The organism is Streptomyces sp. NPDC006655 (assembly GCF_040703965.1).
GTDB lineage: Bacteria > Actinomycetota > Actinomycetes > Streptomycetales > Streptomycetaceae > Streptomyces.
The window spans coordinates 1-18,151 of record NZ_JBEYJU010000083.1; the positions used below are offsets into that span (position 1 = coordinate 1).

Annotated in this window: 16 protein-coding genes; 5 read left to right on the forward strand and 11 right to left on the reverse strand. The window is 72.8% G+C overall.

All coding sequences use genetic code 11. The features are described 5' to 3' along the window. Window positions 1–130: 130 nt before the first annotated feature. From AB0958_RS34010 to AB0958_RS34030, 5 genes are all read right to left on the reverse strand, one after another. On the reverse strand, window positions 131–913 hold the full coding sequence (locus AB0958_RS34010; protein WP_366894322.1) for an ABC transporter permease: 783 nt from the start codon (window positions 911–913) through the stop codon (window positions 131–133). Beyond that, the gene (locus AB0958_RS34015; protein ID WP_366894323.1) at window positions 910–1,719 is read right to left on the reverse strand and encodes an ABC transporter ATP-binding protein; all 810 of its coding nucleotides are present in this window, start codon (window positions 1,717–1,719) and stop codon (window positions 910–912) included. Before AB0958_RS34015 ends, AB0958_RS34010 begins: the two co-directional genes overlap by 4 nt. Window positions 1,720–1,859: 140 nt before the next feature. After that, the gene (locus AB0958_RS34020; RefSeq protein ID WP_366894324.1) at window positions 1,860–2,657 is read right to left on the reverse strand and encodes a class I SAM-dependent methyltransferase; all 798 of its coding nucleotides are present in this window, start codon (window positions 2,655–2,657) and stop codon (window positions 1,860–1,862) included. A gap of 86 nt (window positions 2,658–2,743) precedes the next feature. Beyond that, a complete protein-coding gene (locus tag AB0958_RS34025) occupies window positions 2,744–3,250 on the reverse strand; it encodes an EamA/RhaT family transporter (RefSeq protein ID WP_366894325.1) in 507 nt (168 codons plus the stop codon). 56 nt (window positions 3,251–3,306) lie between these two features. Further along, window positions 3,307–3,627, reverse strand: coding sequence for an SH3 domain-containing protein (locus AB0958_RS34030; RefSeq protein WP_366894326.1), 321 nt, complete (start codon window positions 3,625–3,627; stop codon window positions 3,307–3,309). 179 nt (window positions 3,628–3,806) lie between these two features. On the opposite strand from AB0958_RS34030, the gene AB0958_RS34035 reads away from it, so the two are divergent. Next, the gene (locus AB0958_RS34035; protein WP_366894327.1) at window positions 3,807–5,927 is read left to right on the forward strand and encodes a serine/threonine-protein kinase; all 2,121 of its coding nucleotides are present in this window, start codon (window positions 3,807–3,809) and stop codon (window positions 5,925–5,927) included. Window positions 5,928–5,991: 64 nt separating this feature from the next. Here AB0958_RS34035 and ilvD read toward each other — a convergent pair whose 3' ends face one another. From ilvD to AB0958_RS34055, 4 genes are all read right to left on the reverse strand, one after another. Beyond that, window positions 5,992–7,845 (reverse strand): dihydroxy-acid dehydratase, encoded by a 1,854-nt coding sequence (ilvD, locus tag AB0958_RS34040; RefSeq protein ID WP_366894328.1) that lies wholly within the window; start codon window positions 7,843–7,845, stop codon window positions 5,992–5,994. Window positions 7,846–8,036: 191 nt separating this feature from the next. Beyond that, complete coding sequence (locus AB0958_RS34045; protein ID WP_366894329.1) at window positions 8,037–8,654, reverse strand: TetR family transcriptional regulator; 618 nt, start codon at window positions 8,652–8,654, stop codon at window positions 8,037–8,039. Beyond that, a complete protein-coding gene (locus AB0958_RS34050) occupies window positions 8,651–9,481 on the reverse strand; it encodes a sugar phosphate isomerase/epimerase (protein ID WP_366894330.1) in 831 nt (276 codons plus the stop codon). Before AB0958_RS34050 ends, AB0958_RS34045 begins: the two co-directional genes overlap by 4 nt. 89 nt (window positions 9,482–9,570) lie before the next feature. Continuing rightward, window positions 9,571–10,503 (reverse strand): Ppx/GppA phosphatase family protein, encoded by a 933-nt coding sequence (locus tag AB0958_RS34055; protein WP_366894331.1) that lies wholly within the window; start codon window positions 10,501–10,503, stop codon window positions 9,571–9,573. A 143-nt stretch (window positions 10,504–10,646) separates the two neighbouring features. Between AB0958_RS34055 and AB0958_RS34060 the strand changes: the two genes are divergently transcribed. After that, entirely contained in the window at window positions 10,647–11,450 is an 804-nt protein-coding gene (locus AB0958_RS34060; protein ID WP_366894352.1) for a hypothetical protein, read from the forward strand. 88 nt (window positions 11,451–11,538) lie between these two features. On the opposite strand, the gene AB0958_RS34065 is transcribed toward AB0958_RS34060, so the two are convergent. Next, window positions 11,539–13,233 carry a hypothetical protein gene (locus tag AB0958_RS34065; RefSeq protein ID WP_366894332.1) on the reverse strand — a complete coding sequence of 565 codons (1,695 nt, stop codon included), beginning with the start codon at window positions 13,231–13,233 and terminating at the stop codon, window positions 11,539–11,541. Window positions 13,234–13,440: 207 nt separating this feature from the next. On the opposite strand from AB0958_RS34065, the gene radA reads away from it, so the two are divergent. After that, window positions 13,441–14,850 carry a DNA repair protein RadA gene (radA, locus tag AB0958_RS34070; RefSeq protein WP_360564311.1) on the forward strand — a complete coding sequence of 470 codons (1,410 nt, stop codon included), beginning with the start codon at window positions 13,441–13,443 and terminating at the stop codon, window positions 14,848–14,850. Between the two features lie 80 nt (window positions 14,851–14,930). Then, complete coding sequence (disA, locus tag AB0958_RS34075) at window positions 14,931–16,055, forward strand: DNA integrity scanning diadenylate cyclase DisA (protein WP_366894333.1); 1,125 nt, start codon at window positions 14,931–14,933, stop codon at window positions 16,053–16,055. A 147-nt stretch (window positions 16,056–16,202) separates the two neighbouring features. Here the strand turns inward: disA and AB0958_RS34080 are convergent, their stop codons facing one another. Beyond that, window positions 16,203–17,057, reverse strand: coding sequence for a hypothetical protein (locus AB0958_RS34080; RefSeq protein ID WP_366894334.1), 855 nt, complete (start codon window positions 17,055–17,057; stop codon window positions 16,203–16,205). 190 nt (window positions 17,058–17,247) lie between these two features. Between AB0958_RS34080 and AB0958_RS34085 the strand changes: the two genes are divergently transcribed. Beyond that, complete coding sequence (locus AB0958_RS34085) at window positions 17,248–18,123, forward strand: A/G-specific adenine glycosylase (protein WP_366894335.1); 876 nt, start codon at window positions 17,248–17,250, stop codon at window positions 18,121–18,123. Window positions 18,124–18,151 lie beyond the last annotated feature (28 nt).

Genomic DNA, 18,151 nt, shown 5'->3' on the forward strand with positions numbered 1-18,151 from the left:
GGCCAGGAGTTCCCGGCCGCGCTCCTGGGTGATCAGAGGACCGAGGAGCGGGTCGAATGGGGGTCCCCCGGCCGGAGGCTGGGGGAGCGTGCATGGCGTCGCGCGGCAGGCGGGAATTGACAGACAGGCTCTAGGCCGTGCGGCGCTTCAGGGTGGCGGCTCCCAGGATCAGGACGAGCAGGGCGCAGCCGGCGACGATCAGGATGTCCCTGACGAAGGCGGTGGTCATGTCGGTGTGGTGGAGGACCTCGTTCATGCCGTCGACGGCGTAGGACATGGGCAGGGCGTCGGAGACGGCTTCCAGGACGGGGTGCATGTCGGAGCGAGGGGTGAAGAGGCCGCAGAGGAGGAGTTGCGGGAAGATCACCGCGGGCATGAACTGGACCGCCTGGAATTCCGAGGCCGCGAAGGCCGAGACGAAGAGTCCGAGGGCCGTGCCGAGCAGGGCGTCGAGCAGGGCGACCAGGAGCAGGAGCCAGGGTGAGCCGGTGACGTCGAGGCCCAGGAACCAGACGGCCAGGCCGGTGGCCAGGGCCGACTGGATGACGGCGAGGATGCCGAAGGCGAGGGCGTAGCCGGCGATGAGGTCGGCCTTGCCGAGGGGCATGGCGAGGAGGCGTTCGAGGGTGCCGGAGGTGCGTTCGCGGAGGGTGGCGATGGAGGTCACCAGGAACATGGTGATGAGCGGGAAGATGCCGAGGAGCGAGGCGCCGATGCTGTCGAAGGTGCCCGGGCTGCCGTCGAAGACGTAGCGGAGCAGGACCAGCATCAGGCAGGGGATGAGGAGCAGCAGCGCGATCGTGCGGGGGTCGTGGCGGAGCTGGCGCAGGACGCGGGCGGCGGTGGCGGTGGTGCGGGAGAGGTTGAGGACGCTCACGGGGGCGGCCGTGGTGGTCGCCTGATGGGTGGTCATCGTGCCGTTTCCTTTGCGCGGGGCTGGGCGGCCGCCGCGTCGACGAGGTGGAGGAAGGCGGCTTCGACGGTGTCGGAGCCGGTGCGGGTGCGGAGGGCTTCGGGGCTGCCGTCGGCGAGGATCTCGCCGTCGCGCATGAGGAGGAGGCGGTGGCAGCGCTCGGCCTCGTCCATGACGTGGGAGGAGATGAGGAGGGTGGCGCCGCGGTCGGCGGCGACGGTGTGGAAGAGCTGCCAGAGGTCGCGGCGCAGCACGGGGTCGAGGCCGACGGTGGGTTCGTCGAGGACGAGGAGTTCGGGGGCGCCGAGCAGGGCGACGGCCAGGGAGACGCGGTTGCGCTGGCCGCCGGAGAGGTTGCCGGCGAGGGCGTCGGCGTGGCTGGTGAGGTCGACTTCGCCGAGGACGCGTTCGACGTCGGTGCGGCGGTCGGCGGTGGGACGGGCGGGGTCGAGGACGGCGCCGAAGTAGTCGAGGTTCTGGCGGACGGTCAGGTCGTCGTAGACGGAGGGGGCTTGGGTGACGTAGCCGATGCGGGTGCGCAGGGTGGGGTGGCCGGCGGGGCTGCCGAGGACGTTCAGGGTGCCGGAGACCTTGGCCTGGGTACCGACGATCGATCGCATCAGGGTCGACTTGCCGCAGCCGGAGGGGCCGAGCAGACCGGTGATCTGGCCCCGGGGGACGGTGAAGTCGAGGCCGCGCAGGACGGTGCGGGGGCCGCGGGTGACGACGAGGCCGGTGGCCTGGACGGCGGGGGGCAGGGCTGTGCTGCCGGGGGCCTGGGGCGGCTCCGACGAATAATTCACCATGTGATGAATAATGCGCCGAGGGGGCAGGGGCGTCAAGGAGCAGGGGAGGAACTACGCGGTCACCCCCCCGGCCCACTCGCACCCGCCTCCCGAAGCAGTCGCCCCCGGACGCCGGACGCCACCCCGTCGCCCGGCGCGGCTCAGTCGTTGCGGGCGACGAGGAGGAGGACGTCGTACGTCTCCTCTACGACCGCGTCCGGGAATGCCTTCAGGAGGTGGGAGCGTTCCTCGGCGAGGAAGGCGGTGCGGCGGTCCTCGGGGATGACCAGGAACGCCGAGTGGCTGCCGATGTTGGCGAGGTGGGTGTCGACGGAGACGCGGCGGCTCCAGCGGACCTCGCGACGGGTGAAGCGGAGGCGGCCGCTGGGGTCGGCGAGGTCCGTGCGGTCGGCGGTGCTGCGCTTGTCGGCGGCGGTGGCCACGCCGAAGAAGCGGCTCAAGCGGTCGTCCTGGGCGACGATCCAGTCGACGTCGAGGGGGGTGGTGTTCCACCACAGCGCCAGTGCGCCGCCGGGACGCAGGACGCGCAGCGCCTCCGGCACGGAGCGGGCGGGGTCGGTCCAGTGCCAGGCCTGGGCGTAGGTCAGGAAGTCGGCGGTGTCGGCGGCGAGCGGGAGGGCGTTGCCGTCGCCGCGGACGACCGGGATGTCGGGAAGGCCGGCCCGGAGCTGCGCCGCCATGCCCTCCCCCGGCTCCACCGCGAGCACGTCGGCGCCGCGCGCGTGCAGCAGGGCGGTCGCGATGCCGGTGCCCGCGCCGACGTCGACCGCCCTGGCCCCGGCGAGGGACCGGCCGGCTTCCTCCTCGACGGCGTCGAGCAGGGCGGACGGGTAGGAGGGGCGGTTCGCGGCGTACTGGGCCGCGGCGGCGTTGAAGGAGTGGGCGCGGGTGGTGTGGGAGGGGGTGGGGGCCGGGGGGCGTGACTGGCTCGTGGTCATGCGGTCATCGTCCCGGTGGTGGGGCAGGGGACGACAGGGGATTTCCGAGCGGGGGCGGCTCGGGGGGCCGCACCGGGCGTACGGGCTCAGCGCTTCCGCTTCTTCTTCGAGGGGTTGCCCGTGCGGCGGGTGGTGCGGCGTTCGTGCTCCTGGACGGCGGCGTCGTACTCGGCGCGGTGGAGTTTCTCGCCGGGGGCCTCGGTGAGGGAGCGGAAGAAGTAGGCGAGCAGGGAGCCGACGAAGCCGATGGCGAGCAGGCCGCGCAGGGAGGCCTGGCGTTCGGGGTCGGGGCGCTTGGCGAAGGAGTCCCAGGTGGTGCGGAAGGCGAGGGCGCTGCAGATGGCGAACATCGCGACGACGAGGACGCTGACGAAGGCCCCGGTGTCGGCGAGCTGCACGCCCTCGTAGGCGAGGCGCAGGACGAGGCAGGAGGCGACGGCGGCGGCGAGCGAGCCGATGGCGACGCCGATGCGGCGGGCGGTGTAGCCGTCGTCGTGGTGCACCCAGGACGTGCCGAAGAAGCGGAGGGGCTCGGGGCGGGGGCCGCCGGTGGAGCCCGCGGGGCCGTCCGGGGTGCCTGTTTCGTCGCTCACGGGACGATTATGGCGCCGGGGGCTCCGCGGGCTCCGGGTCGGGGTCGGTGCGTCGGTCAGCCGCAGCGGTCGGCCACGTAGCCGTCGCTGCCGGTGTGGACGTAGGTGTCCGAGACGTATTCGCCGTTGTCGATGTTGTCCCAGATGTTCGACGTGCCGTAGTAGCCGGAGACCGTCGTACCGGGGGTCTGGCAGAAGATGGGGACGCGGGTGCCCTCGGGGAGGGTCCGCGTGATGCTGTAGCTGGTGCCGGGGCCGCTGCGGACGTTGAGGCGGACGCCCGGTGCGACCGCGTACGTCGCGACGGATGCCGCCAGCGCGGTGACGGCCGCGTCCTCTCCGTTGCTCCCGGCTTCCTGTGCGTGCTCGACAGACATGTGGTGCTCCCCCCACTGGACCCATGCGTGCCATGGAGTCCCGTTGATTCCCCTGGATCGAGCCACGAAACACACGTCCGCAACTCGAACGCGGAGGCTAGCAAGCCGCCTCTGTGTCGCACGAGCCATCGACTAGGCTCCGTGCGTCGCGCTCCGCGGAAACACACGGGGGTGGTCCCTTGACGCCACAGCGCAACACCGGAGCGGGCGCGGAAGCGGAACTTCCCGAGTACGCCGGGCACTACCGCCTGGAGTCCTGCCTGGGCTCGGGTGGCATGGGCGTGGTGCATCTGGCCCGCAGCACCTCGGGGCTGAAGCTCGCGGTGAAGATCGTGCATGCCGAGTTCGCCAAGGACCGTGAGTTCAGGAGTCGTTTCCGGCAGGAGGTGGCCGCCGCGCGCAAGGTGAGCGGTGCCTTCACCGCCCCCGTGGTGGATGCCGATCCGGAGGCCGAACGGCCGTGGATGGCCACCCTCTTCATTCCCGGCCCGACGCTCTCCGAGCAGGTGAAGCGGAACGGGCCGATGTCACCTGCCCAGTTGCGCCGCCTGATGGCCGGGCTGGCGGAGGCGCTGGGCGACATCCACCGGGTCGGCGTGGTGCACCGGGATCTCAAGCCGAGCAACGTGCTGCTCGCCGAGGACGGCCCCAAGGTCATCGACTTCGGGATCTCCCGGCCGAAAGACAGCGAGCTGCGCACCGAGACGGGAAAGTTGATAGGTACACCGCCGTTCATGGCGCCCGAGCAGTTCCGGCGGCCGCGTGAGGTGGGGCCCGCCGCGGACATCTTCGCGCTGGGGTCGGTGCTGGTGCACGCGTCGACCGGGCGGGGGCCGTTCGACTCGGACAGTCCGTATGTCGTCGCCTACCAGGTCGTGCATGACGAGCCGGACATCACCGGGGTCCCGGAGGAGTTGGCTCCGCTGGTGCTGCGGTGCCTCGCCAAGGAGCCCGAGGACCGGCCTACGCCCGACGAACTGATGCGGGAGATCAGGTCGTTGGCCGCGTCGTACGACACGCAGGCGTTCATACCGGCACAGCGGGTCAAGGACGAGGACGGCGCCGGTGACGCGCCGGAGGAGCGGCCCCCCGCCGCGCCGGCGCCGAAGGTGCGAGGTTCCTGGCAGGCCACCCGGCGGCGGGTGGCCTTCGCCGCCGGGTCGGGCGTCCTGGTCCTGGGCGGCCTGGTCGGCTCGGTGCTGTGGCCCGGGGACAGCGATCCGAAGCCCGCGGGCAGCACCGGGCACGGCTCCACCACCGCGTTCGAGGGGTGGCAGGCGGCCGCAGTGGCCAAGGACGGCTCCGGGATGCCCCACTGTGTCGCCGGAGCCGGGAAGTTGCTGTGTTTCCGGTCGGGGCTGGCCTTCGCCCTCGACCCGGCCGACGGGCGTCTGCTGTGGCGGCACCGGGTCGTGAAGGAGCGTACGAGCGGCTCGCCGTTCCTGTCGGGCGGACTGCTGCTGTTGCCGACGGACGGGGGGCGGCATGTCGAAGCCCTGGATCCCGCCTCGGGTGCGTCGCGTTGGTCGCTGGACCTTCCCGCGCTCCAGAGCCTGGAGGTCACCAGGAGCATGCTGCTGACCGTCGGGTCCGACGGGGTGCTCAGCGGCGTGGACAGCGGGTCCGGCCGTACCCGGTGGAGCCGGCCCCTGTCCGGCGGCGACGCGCCGTCCCTGGACTCGTTCGCCGGGGATCCGCTGGTCTACGCGACCAGCACCTCCGACCACGGGACGCACACCGTGGTCACCGCGCTCGATCCGGCCACCGGCGCCGAGCGCTGGGCGGCCCGGCTGGCAGGGGATCTGCGGCCGGTCGGCAGTGCGGGCGGGTCCCTGGTCCTGCTGTCCGTGAAGACCTCCGCCGGGGAGACGGACGGGGTCGTGCGCTACACGCCGGGGTCCGGGGCGACCCGTCGGGTGGCGCTGCCCGTGCCGCGGGTGGCCCCGGGGGCCACGGTGCGCGGTGACGTGGTCTACCTGCTGTCCGCCGGCGGTTCGCTGGAGGCCGTGGACATCGAGAGCGGCAAGCAGCTCTGGGAGCTCCAGACCTCGGTGAGCCGGGGCTCGGCGCCCGTGACCGAAGGCCGGTACGTCTACGTCACCGCGGCCGACGGACGCCTGCTCGCCGCCGACGCCCGCAGGGGCACCCTGGTCGGCCAGACCCCGGCCCGGCTCGGCGCGAACGCGAGTGAGGTCACGGCGTCGCTGTCGGCTCCGCTGCTCCTCGACGCCCACGTCTACGCCACCGCCCCCGACGGCACCGTGTTCGCCGTGGACGCGAAGGATCCGCGGGGCTGGTGACGTCGTGGGGACGGAGCAGGGGCCGCTCCCGTGCGGGACGCGGCCCCTGGTCACCCGCCGGGGTTCAGCCCAGCCTCGACACGTCGCGGACCGCGCCCCTGTCGGCGCTGGTGGCCATCGCCGCGTAGGCCCGGAGCGCCGCCGAGACCTTGCGCTCGCGGTTCTTCGGGGCGTACGCGCCGTTGAGGGCCTGCTCGCGGCGGGTCAGCTCGGCCTCGTCGACGAGGAGCTCGATCGTGCGGTTCGGGATGTCGATGCGGATGCGGTCGCCGTCCTCGACGAGGGCGATCGTGCCGCCGGAGGCCGCCTCGGGGGAGGCGTGGCCGATGGAGAGGCCCGACGTGCCGCCGGAGAAACGGCCGTCGGTGATCAGGGCGCAGGTCTTGCCGAGGCCGCGGCCCTTGAGGAAGGACGTCGGGTAGAGCATCTCCTGCATGCCGGGGCCGCCCTTGGGACCCTCGTAGCGGATCACGACCACGTCACCGTCCGTGACCTGCTTGTTGAGGATCTTCTCGACGGCCTCCTCCTGCGACTCGCAGACGACCGCGGGGCCCTCGAAGGTCCAGATGGACTCGTCGACGCCGGCCGTCTTCACCACGCAGCCGTCGACGGCGAGGTTGCCCTTGAGGACGGCGAGGCCGCCGTCCTTGGAGTACGCGTGCTCGACGCTGCGGATGCAGCCCTCCGCCGCGTCCTCGTCCAGGGCCTCCCAGCGCTCGGACTGGGAGAAGGCCTCGGCGGAGCGGACGCAGCCGGGGGCCGCGTGCCACAGCTCCACGGCCTCCGGGGAGGGCGAACCGCCGCGCACGTCCCACGTCTTCAGCCAGTCCGCGAGGGAGGGGCTGTGGACGGAGTGCACGTCCTCGTTGAGGAGGCCGCCGCGGTGCAGTTCGCCGAGGAGGGCGGGGATGCCGCCGGCGCGGTGCACGTCCTCCATGTAGTAGGTGCGGGTCTTCGCGACGTTCGGGGCGACCTTCGCGAGGCAGGGGACGCGGCGGGAGACCGCGTCGATCTCGTTCAGGCCGAAGGGGACGCCCGCCTCCTGGGCCGCGGCCAGCAGGTGCAGGATCGTGTTCGTCGAGCCGCCCATCGCGATGTCCAGCGCCATCGCGTTCTCGAAGGCCGCGAAGGTGGCGACGGAGCGGGGCAGGACCGTGTCGTCGTCCTGCTCGTAGTAGCGGCGGGTGATGTCCATGACCGTGCGGGCCGCGTTCACGTAGAGCTGCTTGCGGGCCGTGTGGGTGGCCAGGACCGAGCCGTTGCCGGGGAGGGAGAGACCGATCGCCTCGGTCAGGCAGTTCATCGAGTTGGCGGTGAACATGCCGGAACAGCTGCCGCAGGTCGGGCAGGCGTTCTCCTCGATCCGGAGAATGTCCTCGTCGGAGATCTTGTCGTTCACCGCGTCGGAGATCGCGTCGACGAGGTCGAGGGTGCGGACCGTGCCGTCCACCAGGGTGGCGCGGCCGGCCTCCATGGGGCCGCCGGAGACGAAGACCGTCGGGATGTTCAGGCGCAGGGCGGCCATGAGCATGCCCGGGGTGATCTTGTCGCAGTTGGAGATGCAGACCAGGGCGTCGGCGCAGTGCGCCTCGACCATGTACTCGACCGAGTCCGCGATCAGGTCGCGGGAGGGCAGGGAGTACAGCATGCCGCCGTGACCCATCGCGATGCCGTCGTCCACGGCGATCGTGTTGAACTCGCGGGGGATGCCACCGGCCTCCGTGATCGCCTCGGAGACGATCCGGCCGACCGGCTGGAGGTGGGTGTGGCCCGGCACGAACTCCGTGAAGGAGTTCGCGACGGCGATGATCGGCTTGCGGCCGATGTCCGCACCGGGTACACCGGAGGCGCGCATCAGGGCGCGGGCGCCCGCCATGTTGCGACCGTGGGTGACTGTGCGTGACCTCAGCTCGGGCATCGTCGCTCGCTCCTTCAGACAGATAGGGCTGCTGACGAGCGTACGCCCGTTGCCCACGGCTCGGGACGCGCCGTCCGGAATGCGGGACGGATGTCTCAGCGAGCAGGTCACGGACCGGTCGGTGACCGACCGGACGGGAACCCGGCCTACGGGTGACAGGGAACCCGGCCTACGGGTGACAGGGGACCCGGTCAGGGAGCAGTCAGGTGCCCCTGCACCACCGGAGCGACCCGCGCCACGATCTGCTCCAGGTCCGCCGACGCCAGCGGCTCCACCTTGATCACATAGCGCAGCATCGCGCAGCCGATCAGCTGCGCGGCCGCCAGTTCGGCGCGCAGCTCCGCGTCCGGGAGGTCCAGCTGTCCGGCGATCCGGCGCAGCAGCTGGGTGGCGACCAGGCGGCGGAAGACAGCGGCCGCGGTCTCGTTGTTGACGGCGGAGCGGACGATCGCCAGCAGGGGCGTACGGGTGGTGGGGTTCTCCCAGACACCGAGGACGAAGCGGGTCAGGCGTTCGCCGACGCCGTCCGGCGGGCCGTCGGCGAGCGCGGCGGGCGCGTTCAGCGCGGGGGCGAAGGCGACCGAGATGGCGGCCTCGAAGACCTGTTCCTTGGTGCCGAAGTAGTGGTGGACCAGGGCGGAGTCGACCCCGGCCGCCTTGGCGATACCGCGTACGGACGTCTTCTCGTAGCCCCGTTCGGAGAACTCCTCGCGGGCGGCGGTGAGGATACGGTCCCGGGTGCCGGCCGACTCGGTGCGCGGCGGGCGGCCACGGCGGCGGGCGCCGGGGCCGTGGTCGGCGTCGGTCATCGGCGGGGCACCCGCACCGCGGAGGCCAGGTGCAGGCGGGTGAAGGCCAGGGCCTCCGCGAGGTCGGCCTCGCGCTCCGCGCCGGACATCGCGCGCCGGGTGTTGACCTCGATGACGACGTGCCCGTCGAAGCCGGTGAGCGCGAGGCGCTCCAGCAGCTCGGCGCAGGGCTGGGTGCCGCGTCCCGGCACCAGGTGCTCGTCCTTGGCGGAGCCGCGGCCGTCGGCGAGGTGGACGTGGCCGAGCCGGTCGCTCATGCGGTCGACCATGGCGAGGGCGTCCACGCGGGACGTCGCGGCATGGCTGAGGTCGATCGTGAAGTGCCGGTAGTCGTCCTTGGTGACGTCCCAGTCGGGGGCGTACGCGAGCATCTCGCGGTCGCGGTAGCGCCACGGGTACATGTTCTCCACCGCGAACCGTACGTCCGTCTCGTCGGCCATCCGCCAGATCCCCTCGACGAAGTCGCGGGCGTACTGGCGCTGCCAGCGGAACGGGGGGTGTACGACGACCGTGCTCGCGCCCAGTTTCTCGGCGGCGGCCCGGGCCCGCTGGAGCTTGACCCAGGGGTCGGTGGACCAGACCCGCTGGGTGATCAGCAGGCAGGGGGCGTGCACCGCGAGGATCGGGATGCGGTGGTAGTCACTGAGCCTGCGCAGGGCCTCGATGTCCTGGCTGACCGGGTCGGTCCAGACCATGACCTCCACGCCGTCGTAGCCGAGGCGCGCGGCGATCTCGAAGGCCGTCGCCGTCGACTCCGGGTACACGGAGGCCGTGGAGAGCGCGACCTTCGCATCCGGGATGCGGACGACGTCCCTTGGATTTGCCACGAGGGACAGGTTACGGGGTGCGGGCGGGTGGACACGGGGCGGCTGCTCGCCGTTGTGACCACCGCCATGCGCGGCACCCCGCGGAGCGGCTACGCCGAACCCATGTGATCGAGCCGCCGCAGGATCACACCCTCCCGCAACGCCCACGGGCAGACCTCCACGCTCTCCACCCCGAACAGGTCCATCGCGGCCTCCGCCACCAGGGCGCCCGCCACCAGCTGGTTCGCCCGGCCCTCCGACACCCCCGGGAGCGCGGCGCGCTGCGCCGTGTTCATGGCCGCCAGCCTCGGGACCCAGGTCTCCAGGGAGTTCCGCTTGAGTTCGCGCTGCACGTAGAGGCCCTCGGCGGAACGGGCCGCGCCGGCGATGCGGGCCAGCTGTTTGAACGTCTTGGAGGTGGCGACCACGTGGTCCGGCGCGCCGAAGCGGCTGAACTCGCCGACCGTGCGGGCGATCTCGGCGCGTACATGGCGGCGCAGCGCACGTATGTCGTCGGCGGCCGGCGGGTCGCCGGGGAGCCAGCCCGCGGTGAGCCGGCCGGCGCCGAGCGGGAGGGAGACCGCCGTGTCCGGTTCCTCGTCGATGCCGTAGGCGACCTCCAGGGAGCCCCCGCCGATGTCCAGGACCAGCAGCTTTCCGGCGGACCAGCCGAACCAGCGGCGTACGGCGAGGAAGGTCAGCCGGGCCTCCTCGGCACCGGTGAGGACCTGGAGCTCGACGCCGGTCTCGGCCTGCACGCGCGCGAGGACGTCGTCGGCGTTGCTGGCCTCGCGCACGGCGGAGGTGGCGAAGGGCAGCAGATCCTCGACGCCCTTGTCCTCGGCGGCCTGTAGGGCGTCCTTGACGACACCGACCAGTTTCTCGACCCCGTCGGGGCCGATCGCGCCGTTGCCGTCGAGGAGTTGCGCGAGGCGCAACTCCGACTTGTGCGAGTGCGCCGGCAGCGGGCGCGCACCGGGGTGCGCGTCCACCACCAGCAGGTGCACCGTGTTGGATCCCACGTCGAGGACACCGAGTCTCATGTACGGAACTGTACGGAACGCTGCTGGGAGCGGGCGCCGAGCAGTCCCCGCGGGGAGCTTCGGCGACTTACCCTGGACGGGTGCCAAAGACGAACAAGACGAAGGACCACAAGGACGTCAAATCAGCCGAGGGTTCTTCGCGGGTGAAGCCGCCGCGGCCGTCGAAGACGCCGAAGCTGTCGAAGAAGGCCCTGGCCGCGGACGAGAAGGGGCTCGACTTCGCGCGCGCGTGGGTGGAGTTCCCGGATCCGGCGGACGACGAGCAGGTGTTCCGCTGCGACCTGACCTGGCTGACCTCCCGCTGGAACTGCGTCTTCGGCAGTGGCTGCCAGGGCATCCAGGCGGGCCGCGCGGACGACGGCTGCTGCACGCTGGGCGCGCACTTCTCCGACGAGGACGACGAGAAGCGGGTCGCCGAGCATGTGGCGCGGCTCACGCCGGAGATCTGGCAGCACCATGCCGAGGGCACCCGGGACGGCTGGGTCTCGGAGGACGAGGAGGGTTCCCGCCAGACGCGTCCCTTCAAGGGCTCGTGCATCTTCCAGAACCGTCCCGGGTTCGCGGGCGGCGCGGGCTGCTCGCTGCACATCCTGGCCCTGAAGGAGGGGCGGGAGCCGCTGGAGACCAAGCCGGACGTCTGCTGGCAGCTTCCGATCCGCCGGACCTACGACTGGATCGACCGCCCCGACGACACCCGCGTCCTGCAGATCTCGATCGGCGAGTACGACCGCAGGGGGTGGGGCCCGGGCGGCCACGACCTCCACTGGTGGTGCACGTCGGCGACGTCGGCGCACGGCGCGGGCGACCCGGTGTACGTCTCGTACCGCCCGGAGCTGACCGAGCTGATGGGCAAGGCGGGCTACGACCGACTGGTGGAACTCTGCGAGCAGCGCCTGTCCGGCCTGCTGCCGCTGCTGGCCCCCCACCCGGCGGACCCTCTGGACTGACGCCCACGGCGGCCGCGGCCCGGCCCGGCACCGGCGGAAGAACAGGCCGGCACACCGAAGCAGTGGTGCCTGCCCGGGAGGGCCGGGGTCACGGGATCGGTGGGGGCGCCCCGGTGTCCGGGGGCGTCGGCGAAGCCGAGGGTGTGGGAGCGCCGGTGTCCGACTCGGTCGGCGTCGGCGTCGGGGTCGACGGCGGCGGGTCACTGGCCGGTGGCGGCGGCTGGGTGGGGGCGGAGGCCGTCGGTGTCGGCGTCGGTCCCTGCGAAGGGGGCGGTTTCGGCCCGCGGCGGGACGGCGGAGCCGTCCCGTGCCCGTCGATCGACACCACCGCCCCTGCGGGCGCCACCGCCACCCGCGCGCTCCAGTGCCCCGACGGCTCCCTCAGCTGATCGACGTAGACCTTGACCGTGAACGACTCGCCGGGCCGCAGCGATCCCGAGGACCGGGAGAAATACAGCCACCCCGCCGAGGTGGAGAGCGACCACCGCACCGCCGCGTCCCCGCCCGCCGCCAGCGTGACCAGCGTCGTGTCGCCGTCGTTCTCGGCCGTCACCGTGAGGTGCCCCGCGCCGGCCTGCTTCCGGTCGGCCCCCAGCACGCTGATCACCTCCACCGACACATCGGCCTTGCCGCCCGCGCCGATCCGCGGCCCGGGGCCGGCGTTCCCGGCGTTCTCGTACCCCCCGCCCCCGGACCCGTCACCGCCGAGGACGCCGGAGCCGGCGGCCTCCCGCGCGGTCGCGGACGGCCCGTCCTGCCCCTCCCCCGTCGGCGAGCCCCGGTAGGCGGCCCACAGGGCGAGCACCGGCGCCGCCACCACCGTCGCCACGACGGTGGCCGTGACGGCACGCGCGCGCAGCCGGTCCCGACGGGCCGCGTGGTCCTTGGGGTCCATCGGGAAGCCGCGCCGGTCGAAGCGCGGGAGAGCCGCCCCGCGCACGCGTGGCTGGTGCGCCATCGCCCTGTGCAGGGCCGCGCGGGGCGCCTCCAGGACGGGCAGTTCCGCGGGGGTGGTCATCGCGCCGGGCCACCGGCCGGGGGCCGCGCGTTCGGCGGTGCGGCGGCAGCGCGGGCAGTCGTCGACGTGCCGGACCAGTTCGCGGCGCAGGGCGCTGCTGAGCACCAGCTGGCTGTCCCCGGTGAGGTGGGACACGCTCGGGCAGCCGCCGGTCTCGACGACGGCGAGGGCCGCGCGGGTGCGTTCGACCTCGCAGGCGGCGGAGGCGAGCAGTTCGCGGGCGCCGGCGAGGTCCATGCCGAGGACGGCGGCGACCTCCTCGGCGGTGAGGTGGTGGCGTACCGCGAGTTCGAGCGCCTCGCGCTGCTCGGGGGTGGTGCCGGCCGCCTCGGGCCAGGCGAGCAGGGCGAGTTCGCGGCGCCGCTGCTCCTGGTCGTCGGTGGGGGCCTGCGGTTCGGGGGCGATGTGGCGGCCCGCCGCGTGAGTGGCCTGACGTTTCTGCTTGGCCTGGGCCAGCCCGCGCAGACAGGCCCAGCGGGCCAGTGCGTACAGCCAGGCCCTGCGGTCCCCGGCGGCCTGCGGGACGCGTTGGCCGCGCCGCTCGGCGAGGGCGAGGACGTCCCCGAGGGCGGCGGTGGCCGCGTCGTGGTCGCACAGCACCGAGAGGCAGTAGGTGAACAGCCCGTCGAGGTACGGCTCGTAGCGCGCGGACGGTCGCTGCGCCAGCGCGCGCGCCGCCGTACGGTCGCGCGCCGCGCGCGCCTCCCGGTGCGCCCGGTGGGCACCGGTCATGCGGGGCGAGGTCTCCGGAGTGCTGCTCATCACCCGTGCGACCGTAGGCGGCGGCGTAACGTCCCTTCTTGCGGCTTGAGCACTTTTAATCCGTACGGGTGAAACGATCCCTCAATAGGGGACAGGAGGCCGCGATTCCGTGGCTCGTTCCCGACGGGGCATGGCTGGGACCGGTCCACCCACACCTGTCACAGGAGCCACCCCGGACCCGTTGTCGGTGGCGGGGGCTACGGTTTCCGCATGGCCACCCGTACCAAGACCGCCAAGGACCGCCCGTCGTACCGCTGCACCGAGTGCGGCTGGCAGACGGCCAAGTGGCTCGGTCGCTGCCCCGAGTGCCAGGCCTGGGGGACGATCGAGGAGTACGGCACGCCCGCGGTCCGTACGACGGCACCCGGCCGGGTCACCACCTCCGCGGTGCCCATCGGCCAGGTGGACGGCCGTCAGGCCACCGCCCGCACCACCGGCGTGCCCGAGCTGGACCGGGTGCTCGGCGGCGGCCTGGTCCCCGGCGCGGTCGTGCTCCTGGCGGGCGAGCCCGGCGTCGGCAAGTCCACGCTCCTGCTGGACGTGGCGGCCAAGTCGGCGAGCGACGAGCACCGCACCCTCTACGTCACCGGTGAGGAGTCCGCGAGCCAGGTCCGCCTCCGTGCGGACCGCATCGGCGCCATCGACGACCACCTCTACCTCGCCGCCGAGACCGACCTGGCCGCCGTCCTCGGCCACTTGGACGCGGTGAAGCCGTCGCTGCTGATCCTGGACTCGGTGCAGACGGTCGCCTCCCCGGAGATCGACGGCGCGCCCGGCGGCATGGCCCAGGTGCGGGAGGTGGCCGGCGCCCTCATCCGCGCCTCCAAGGAGCGGGGCATGTCCACGCTCCTGGTGGGCCACGTCACCAAGGACGGCGCGATCGCGGGACCGCGGCTGCTGGAGCACCTGGTGGACGTCGTCCTGCACTTCGAGGGCGACCGGCACGCGCGCCTGCGCCTGGTCCGCGGCGTCAAGAACCGGTACGGCGCCACCGACGAGGTCGGCTGCTTCGAACTGCACGACGAGGGCATCACCGGTCTCGCCGACCCGAGCGGACTCTTCCTGACCCGGCGCGCCGAACCGGTGCCGGGCACCTGCCTGACCGTGACCCTGGAGGGCCGCCGCCCGCTGGTCGCCGAGGTCCAGGCGCTCACGGTGGACTCGCAGATCCCCTCCCCGCGCCGGACCACCTCCGGCCTGGAGACCTCCCGGGTCTCGATGATGCTGGCGGTGCTGGAGCAGCGCGGCCGGATCAGCGCGCTCGGCAAGCGGGACATCTACTCCGCGACGGTCGGCGGGGTGAAGCTCTCCGAGCCCGCCGCCGATCTGGCCATCGCCCTCGCGCTGGCCTCCGCCGCCAGCGACACCCCGCTCCCGAAGAACCTCGTCGCCATCGGCGAGGTCGGCCTCGCGGGCGAGGTCAGGCGGGTCACCGGCGTCCAGCGCAGGCTCTCGGAGGCGCACCGGCTCGGCTTCACGCACGCGCTCGTACCGGGCGATCCCGGCAAGGTCCCGCCGGGCATGAAGGTCCTGGAGGTCGCCGACATGGGGGACGCGCTGCGGGTGCTGCCGCGCTCCCGTCGCCGGGAGGCCCCACGGGAGGCGGAGGAGCGCCGGTAGACTTTGCCCTGGTCTCGCCCGTCCGTACGAACCGAGTGCGGGTGCGGCAGCGCCTCAGAACCTGCGACCGGAGGAGTGCAGTGGCAGCCAACGACCGGGCATCGGCTCCCGGAAAGTCCGGCGGGAGTGCCGGTTCCGAGGGCCTGATGCGCGCCTCGCTGAGCGCCGTGGCTCCGGGCACGTCCATGCGGGACGGCCTGGAGCGGGTCCTCCGCGGCAACACGGGCGGACTCATCGTCCTCGGCTTCGACAAGTCGGTCGAGACGATGTGCACGGGCGGTTTCGTGCTCGACGTCGAGTTCACGGCGACCCGGCTGCGGGAGCTGTGCAAACTCGACGGCGGCATCGTGATCTCCTCCGACCTGTCGAAGATCCTGCGGGCTGGTGTCCAGTTCGTACCGGACGCCACGATCCCGACGGAGGAGACGGGCACCCGGCACCGGACGGCGGACCGGATCTCCAAGCAGGTCGGCTTCCCGGTGGTCTCGGTCTCGCAGTCGATGCGGCTGGTCGCGCTCTACGTCGGCGGGCAGCGCCGGGTCCTGGAGGACTCCGCGGCGATCCTGTCCCGTGCGAACCAGGCGCTCGCGACCCTGGAGCGGTACAAGCTCCGCCTGGACGAGGTGGCCGGCACGCTGTCGGCGCTGGAGATCGAGGACCTGGTGACGGTCCGGGACGTGTCCGCCGTCGCCCAGCGCCTCGAGATGGTCCGCCGGATCGCCACGGAGATCGCCGAGTACGTGGTCGAACTGGGCACCGACGGGCGGCTTCTCGCGCTCCAGCTGGACGAGCTGATCGCCGGGGTCGAACCCGAGCGGGAGCTGGTGGTCCGGGACTACGTGCCCGAGCCGACGGCGAAGCGGTCCCGCACGGTCGACGAGGCGCTCTCCGAGCTGGACGCCCTGAGCCATGCGGAGCTGCTGGAGATGCCGACGGTGGCACGGGCGTTGGGGTACACCGGGTCGCCGGAGACACTGGACTCGGCGGTGTCGCCGCGTGGTTTCCGGCTGCTGGCGAAGGTGCCGCGGCTGCCGGGGGCGATCATCGACCGGCTGGTGGAGCACTTCGGGGGCTTGCAGAAGCTGCTCGCCGCGAGTGTGGACGACCTCCAGACGGTGGACGGGGTCGGGGAGGCTCGGGCGCGGAGTGTGCGCGAGGGACTGTCGCGGTTGGCCGAGTCTTCGATTCTTGAGCGGTATGTCTGATTCCGCCTGTTAGCTCGGGCGGTTGTGGCTGTACGGCGGCTGCGGGCCGGTGGGGGGCTGATCGCGCAGTTCCTCCCCCAGCCTTCGGCCGGGGGCACCCCCAGCGCCCCTGACGGGGCGCTCCACAGCCGTTCCTTCAGATCGGCCCTAGTCCGCTGACAGGACGAACGACGCCTGGGCTTTCGCGTAGCCCGGGACCGCCGCTTGCAGGAGGTACGTGCCCGCGCCGGCCGACCCTGCCGGGGGCGTCGCGCACTGGGCCGCGCTCGGCTTGCGGTCCCACTTCAGGGTGTAGGTGATGCTGTTGCCGGCCGGCACCCGGTACCACCGGCTCCCCGCCGTCTTCGGGCAGTCGGCGGAGGACCAGTAGCTGTTGTCCGCGGACGCCGCCGTGATCGTCAACACCGCGTTCTTCGGGCCGAGATCGATCTTGCAGTCACTGGACGAGGTGTTCCTCGCCGCGAGTTCGAAGGTCGGCGTCTGCTCCGGCGAATACGAGTTGTGCAGGCTCTTCAAGGTCAACGACACCGCGCCCGCAGTGCAGTTGGGGAGGGCGGAAGACCCCGGCAGCGAGGCGGCCGTACCGCCGGAGCCGGAGGTCACGTCGCCCCCCGAGCCACCCGAGCCGCCCGAGGAACCGGCGGAACCTGAGGAGCCCGACGTCGAGCCGTCCCCCGTACCGCCCGAACTCCCGTCGCCCGCACCCGAGCCGGCTCCGCCACCGCTGCCGGAGCCGGATCCCGACCCGCCCCCGCTCGACTCGTCCCGTCCGCCGGGGGCCTGGCTGATCGCGGGCCCGCTGCCGGAGGGTCCCGGCGTGATGGTGGACACGGGATTCTTGCCGTTGGACCCGTCGGCGCCCTTCTTGCCGCCCCCGCCGCCCGACGTCACGATCCATGCGATCAGCAGCGCCAGTACGACGACCGCGGACAGCATGATGGCCCTCCGTCGCCAGTAGATGGAGGAGGGAAGCGGCCCGACCGGATTGCGCAGAGATCCCACGTCGCAAACTGTACGAGAGATCCATGCGCTTCCTCGCCCCACCCGCCGCCCGAACCTCAACTTTTCCGGATCATCATTCCGGCAACTCCCGTCAGCCCGGCTCTTCTTCGTCATCGACGCCGTCGACCCGGCCTCGTCACCCGCCACGTCCGCCCCGGTCGTCGCGGAACGTGGCAGGATCGGAAGGGCCATGACTGAGAAGCTGCACACCCCTGTGATCGCCTGGTTCGACGCCCACGCCCGCGACCTCCCCTGGCGCCACCCGGAAGCGGGCCCGTGGGGCGTGATGGTCAGCGAGTTCATGTTGCAGCAGACGCCGGTCAGCCGCGTCCTGCCGGTGTACGAGCAGTGGCTGGCCCGCTGGCCGCGCCCCGCCGACCTCGCCGCGGAGGCGCCCGGCGAGGCGGTACGCGCCTGGGGCCGGCTCGGCTACCCGCGCCGCGCCCTGCGGCTGCACGGCGCCGCGGTCGCCATAACGGAACGGCACGGCGGCGACGTGCCCACCGACCACGCGCAGTTGCTCGCGCTGCCCGGGATCGGCGAGTACACGGCCGCCGCCGTCGCGTCGTTCGCGTACGGGCAGCGGCACGCCGTGCTGGACACGAACGTGCGGCGGGTGCTCGCGCGAGCCGTGACCGGCGTGCAGTACCCGCCGAACGCCACCACCGCCGCCGAGCGCAAGCTCGCCCGTGAGCTGCTGCCGGCGGACGAGCGGACCGCGGCCCGCTGGGCCGCCGCCTCCATGGAGCTGGGCGCGCTGGTGTGCACGGCGAAGAACGAGACCTGCCCGCGGTGCCCGATCGCCGCGCAGTGCGCCTGGCGGCTGGCCGGCAAGCCGGAGCACGAGGGACCGCCGCGGCGCGGGCAGACGTACGCCGGTACCGACCGGCAGGTGCGCGGCAAGCTCCTCGCCGTACTGCGCGAGGCGCACGCCCCCGTGCCGCAGACGGCGCTCGACCAGGTGTGGCACGAGCCGGTGCAGCGGGCGCGCGCCCTGGACGGGCTGGTCTCGGACGGACTGGTGGAGCCGCTCACGGGCGGTCTCTATCGGCTTCCGCTGGGCTGACGCACAGCCACATCACAGCGGCCGGGGC

Coding starts and splice junctions, on each gene's coding strand:
- AB0958_RS34010 (WP_366894322.1), bottom strand. CDS start 913: ATGACCACCCATCAGGCGACCACCACGGCCGCCCCCGTGAGCGTCCTC.
- AB0958_RS34015 (WP_366894323.1), bottom strand. CDS start 1,719: ATGGTGAATTATTCGTCGGAGCCGCCCCAGGCCCCCGGCAGCACAGCC.
- AB0958_RS34020 (WP_366894324.1), bottom strand. CDS start 2,657: ATGACCACGAGCCAGTCACGCCCCCCGGCCCCCACCCCCTCCCACACC.
- AB0958_RS34030 (WP_366894326.1), bottom strand. CDS start 3,627: ATGTCTGTCGAGCACGCACAGGAAGCCGGGAGCAACGGAGAGGACGCG.
- ilvD (WP_366894328.1), bottom strand. CDS start 7,845: ATGCCCGAGCTGAGGTCACGCACAGTCACCCACGGTCGCAACATGGCG.
- AB0958_RS34045 (WP_366894329.1), bottom strand. CDS start 8,654: ATGACCGACGCCGACCACGGCCCCGGCGCCCGCCGCCGTGGCCGCCCG.
- AB0958_RS34055 (WP_366894331.1), bottom strand. CDS start 10,503: ATGAGACTCGGTGTCCTCGACGTGGGATCCAACACGGTGCACCTGCTG.
- radA (WP_360564311.1), top strand. CDS start 13,441: ATGGCCACCCGTACCAAGACCGCCAAGGACCGCCCGTCGTACCGCTGC.
- AB0958_RS34085 (WP_366894335.1), top strand. CDS start 17,248: ATGACTGAGAAGCTGCACACCCCTGTGATCGCCTGGTTCGACGCCCAC.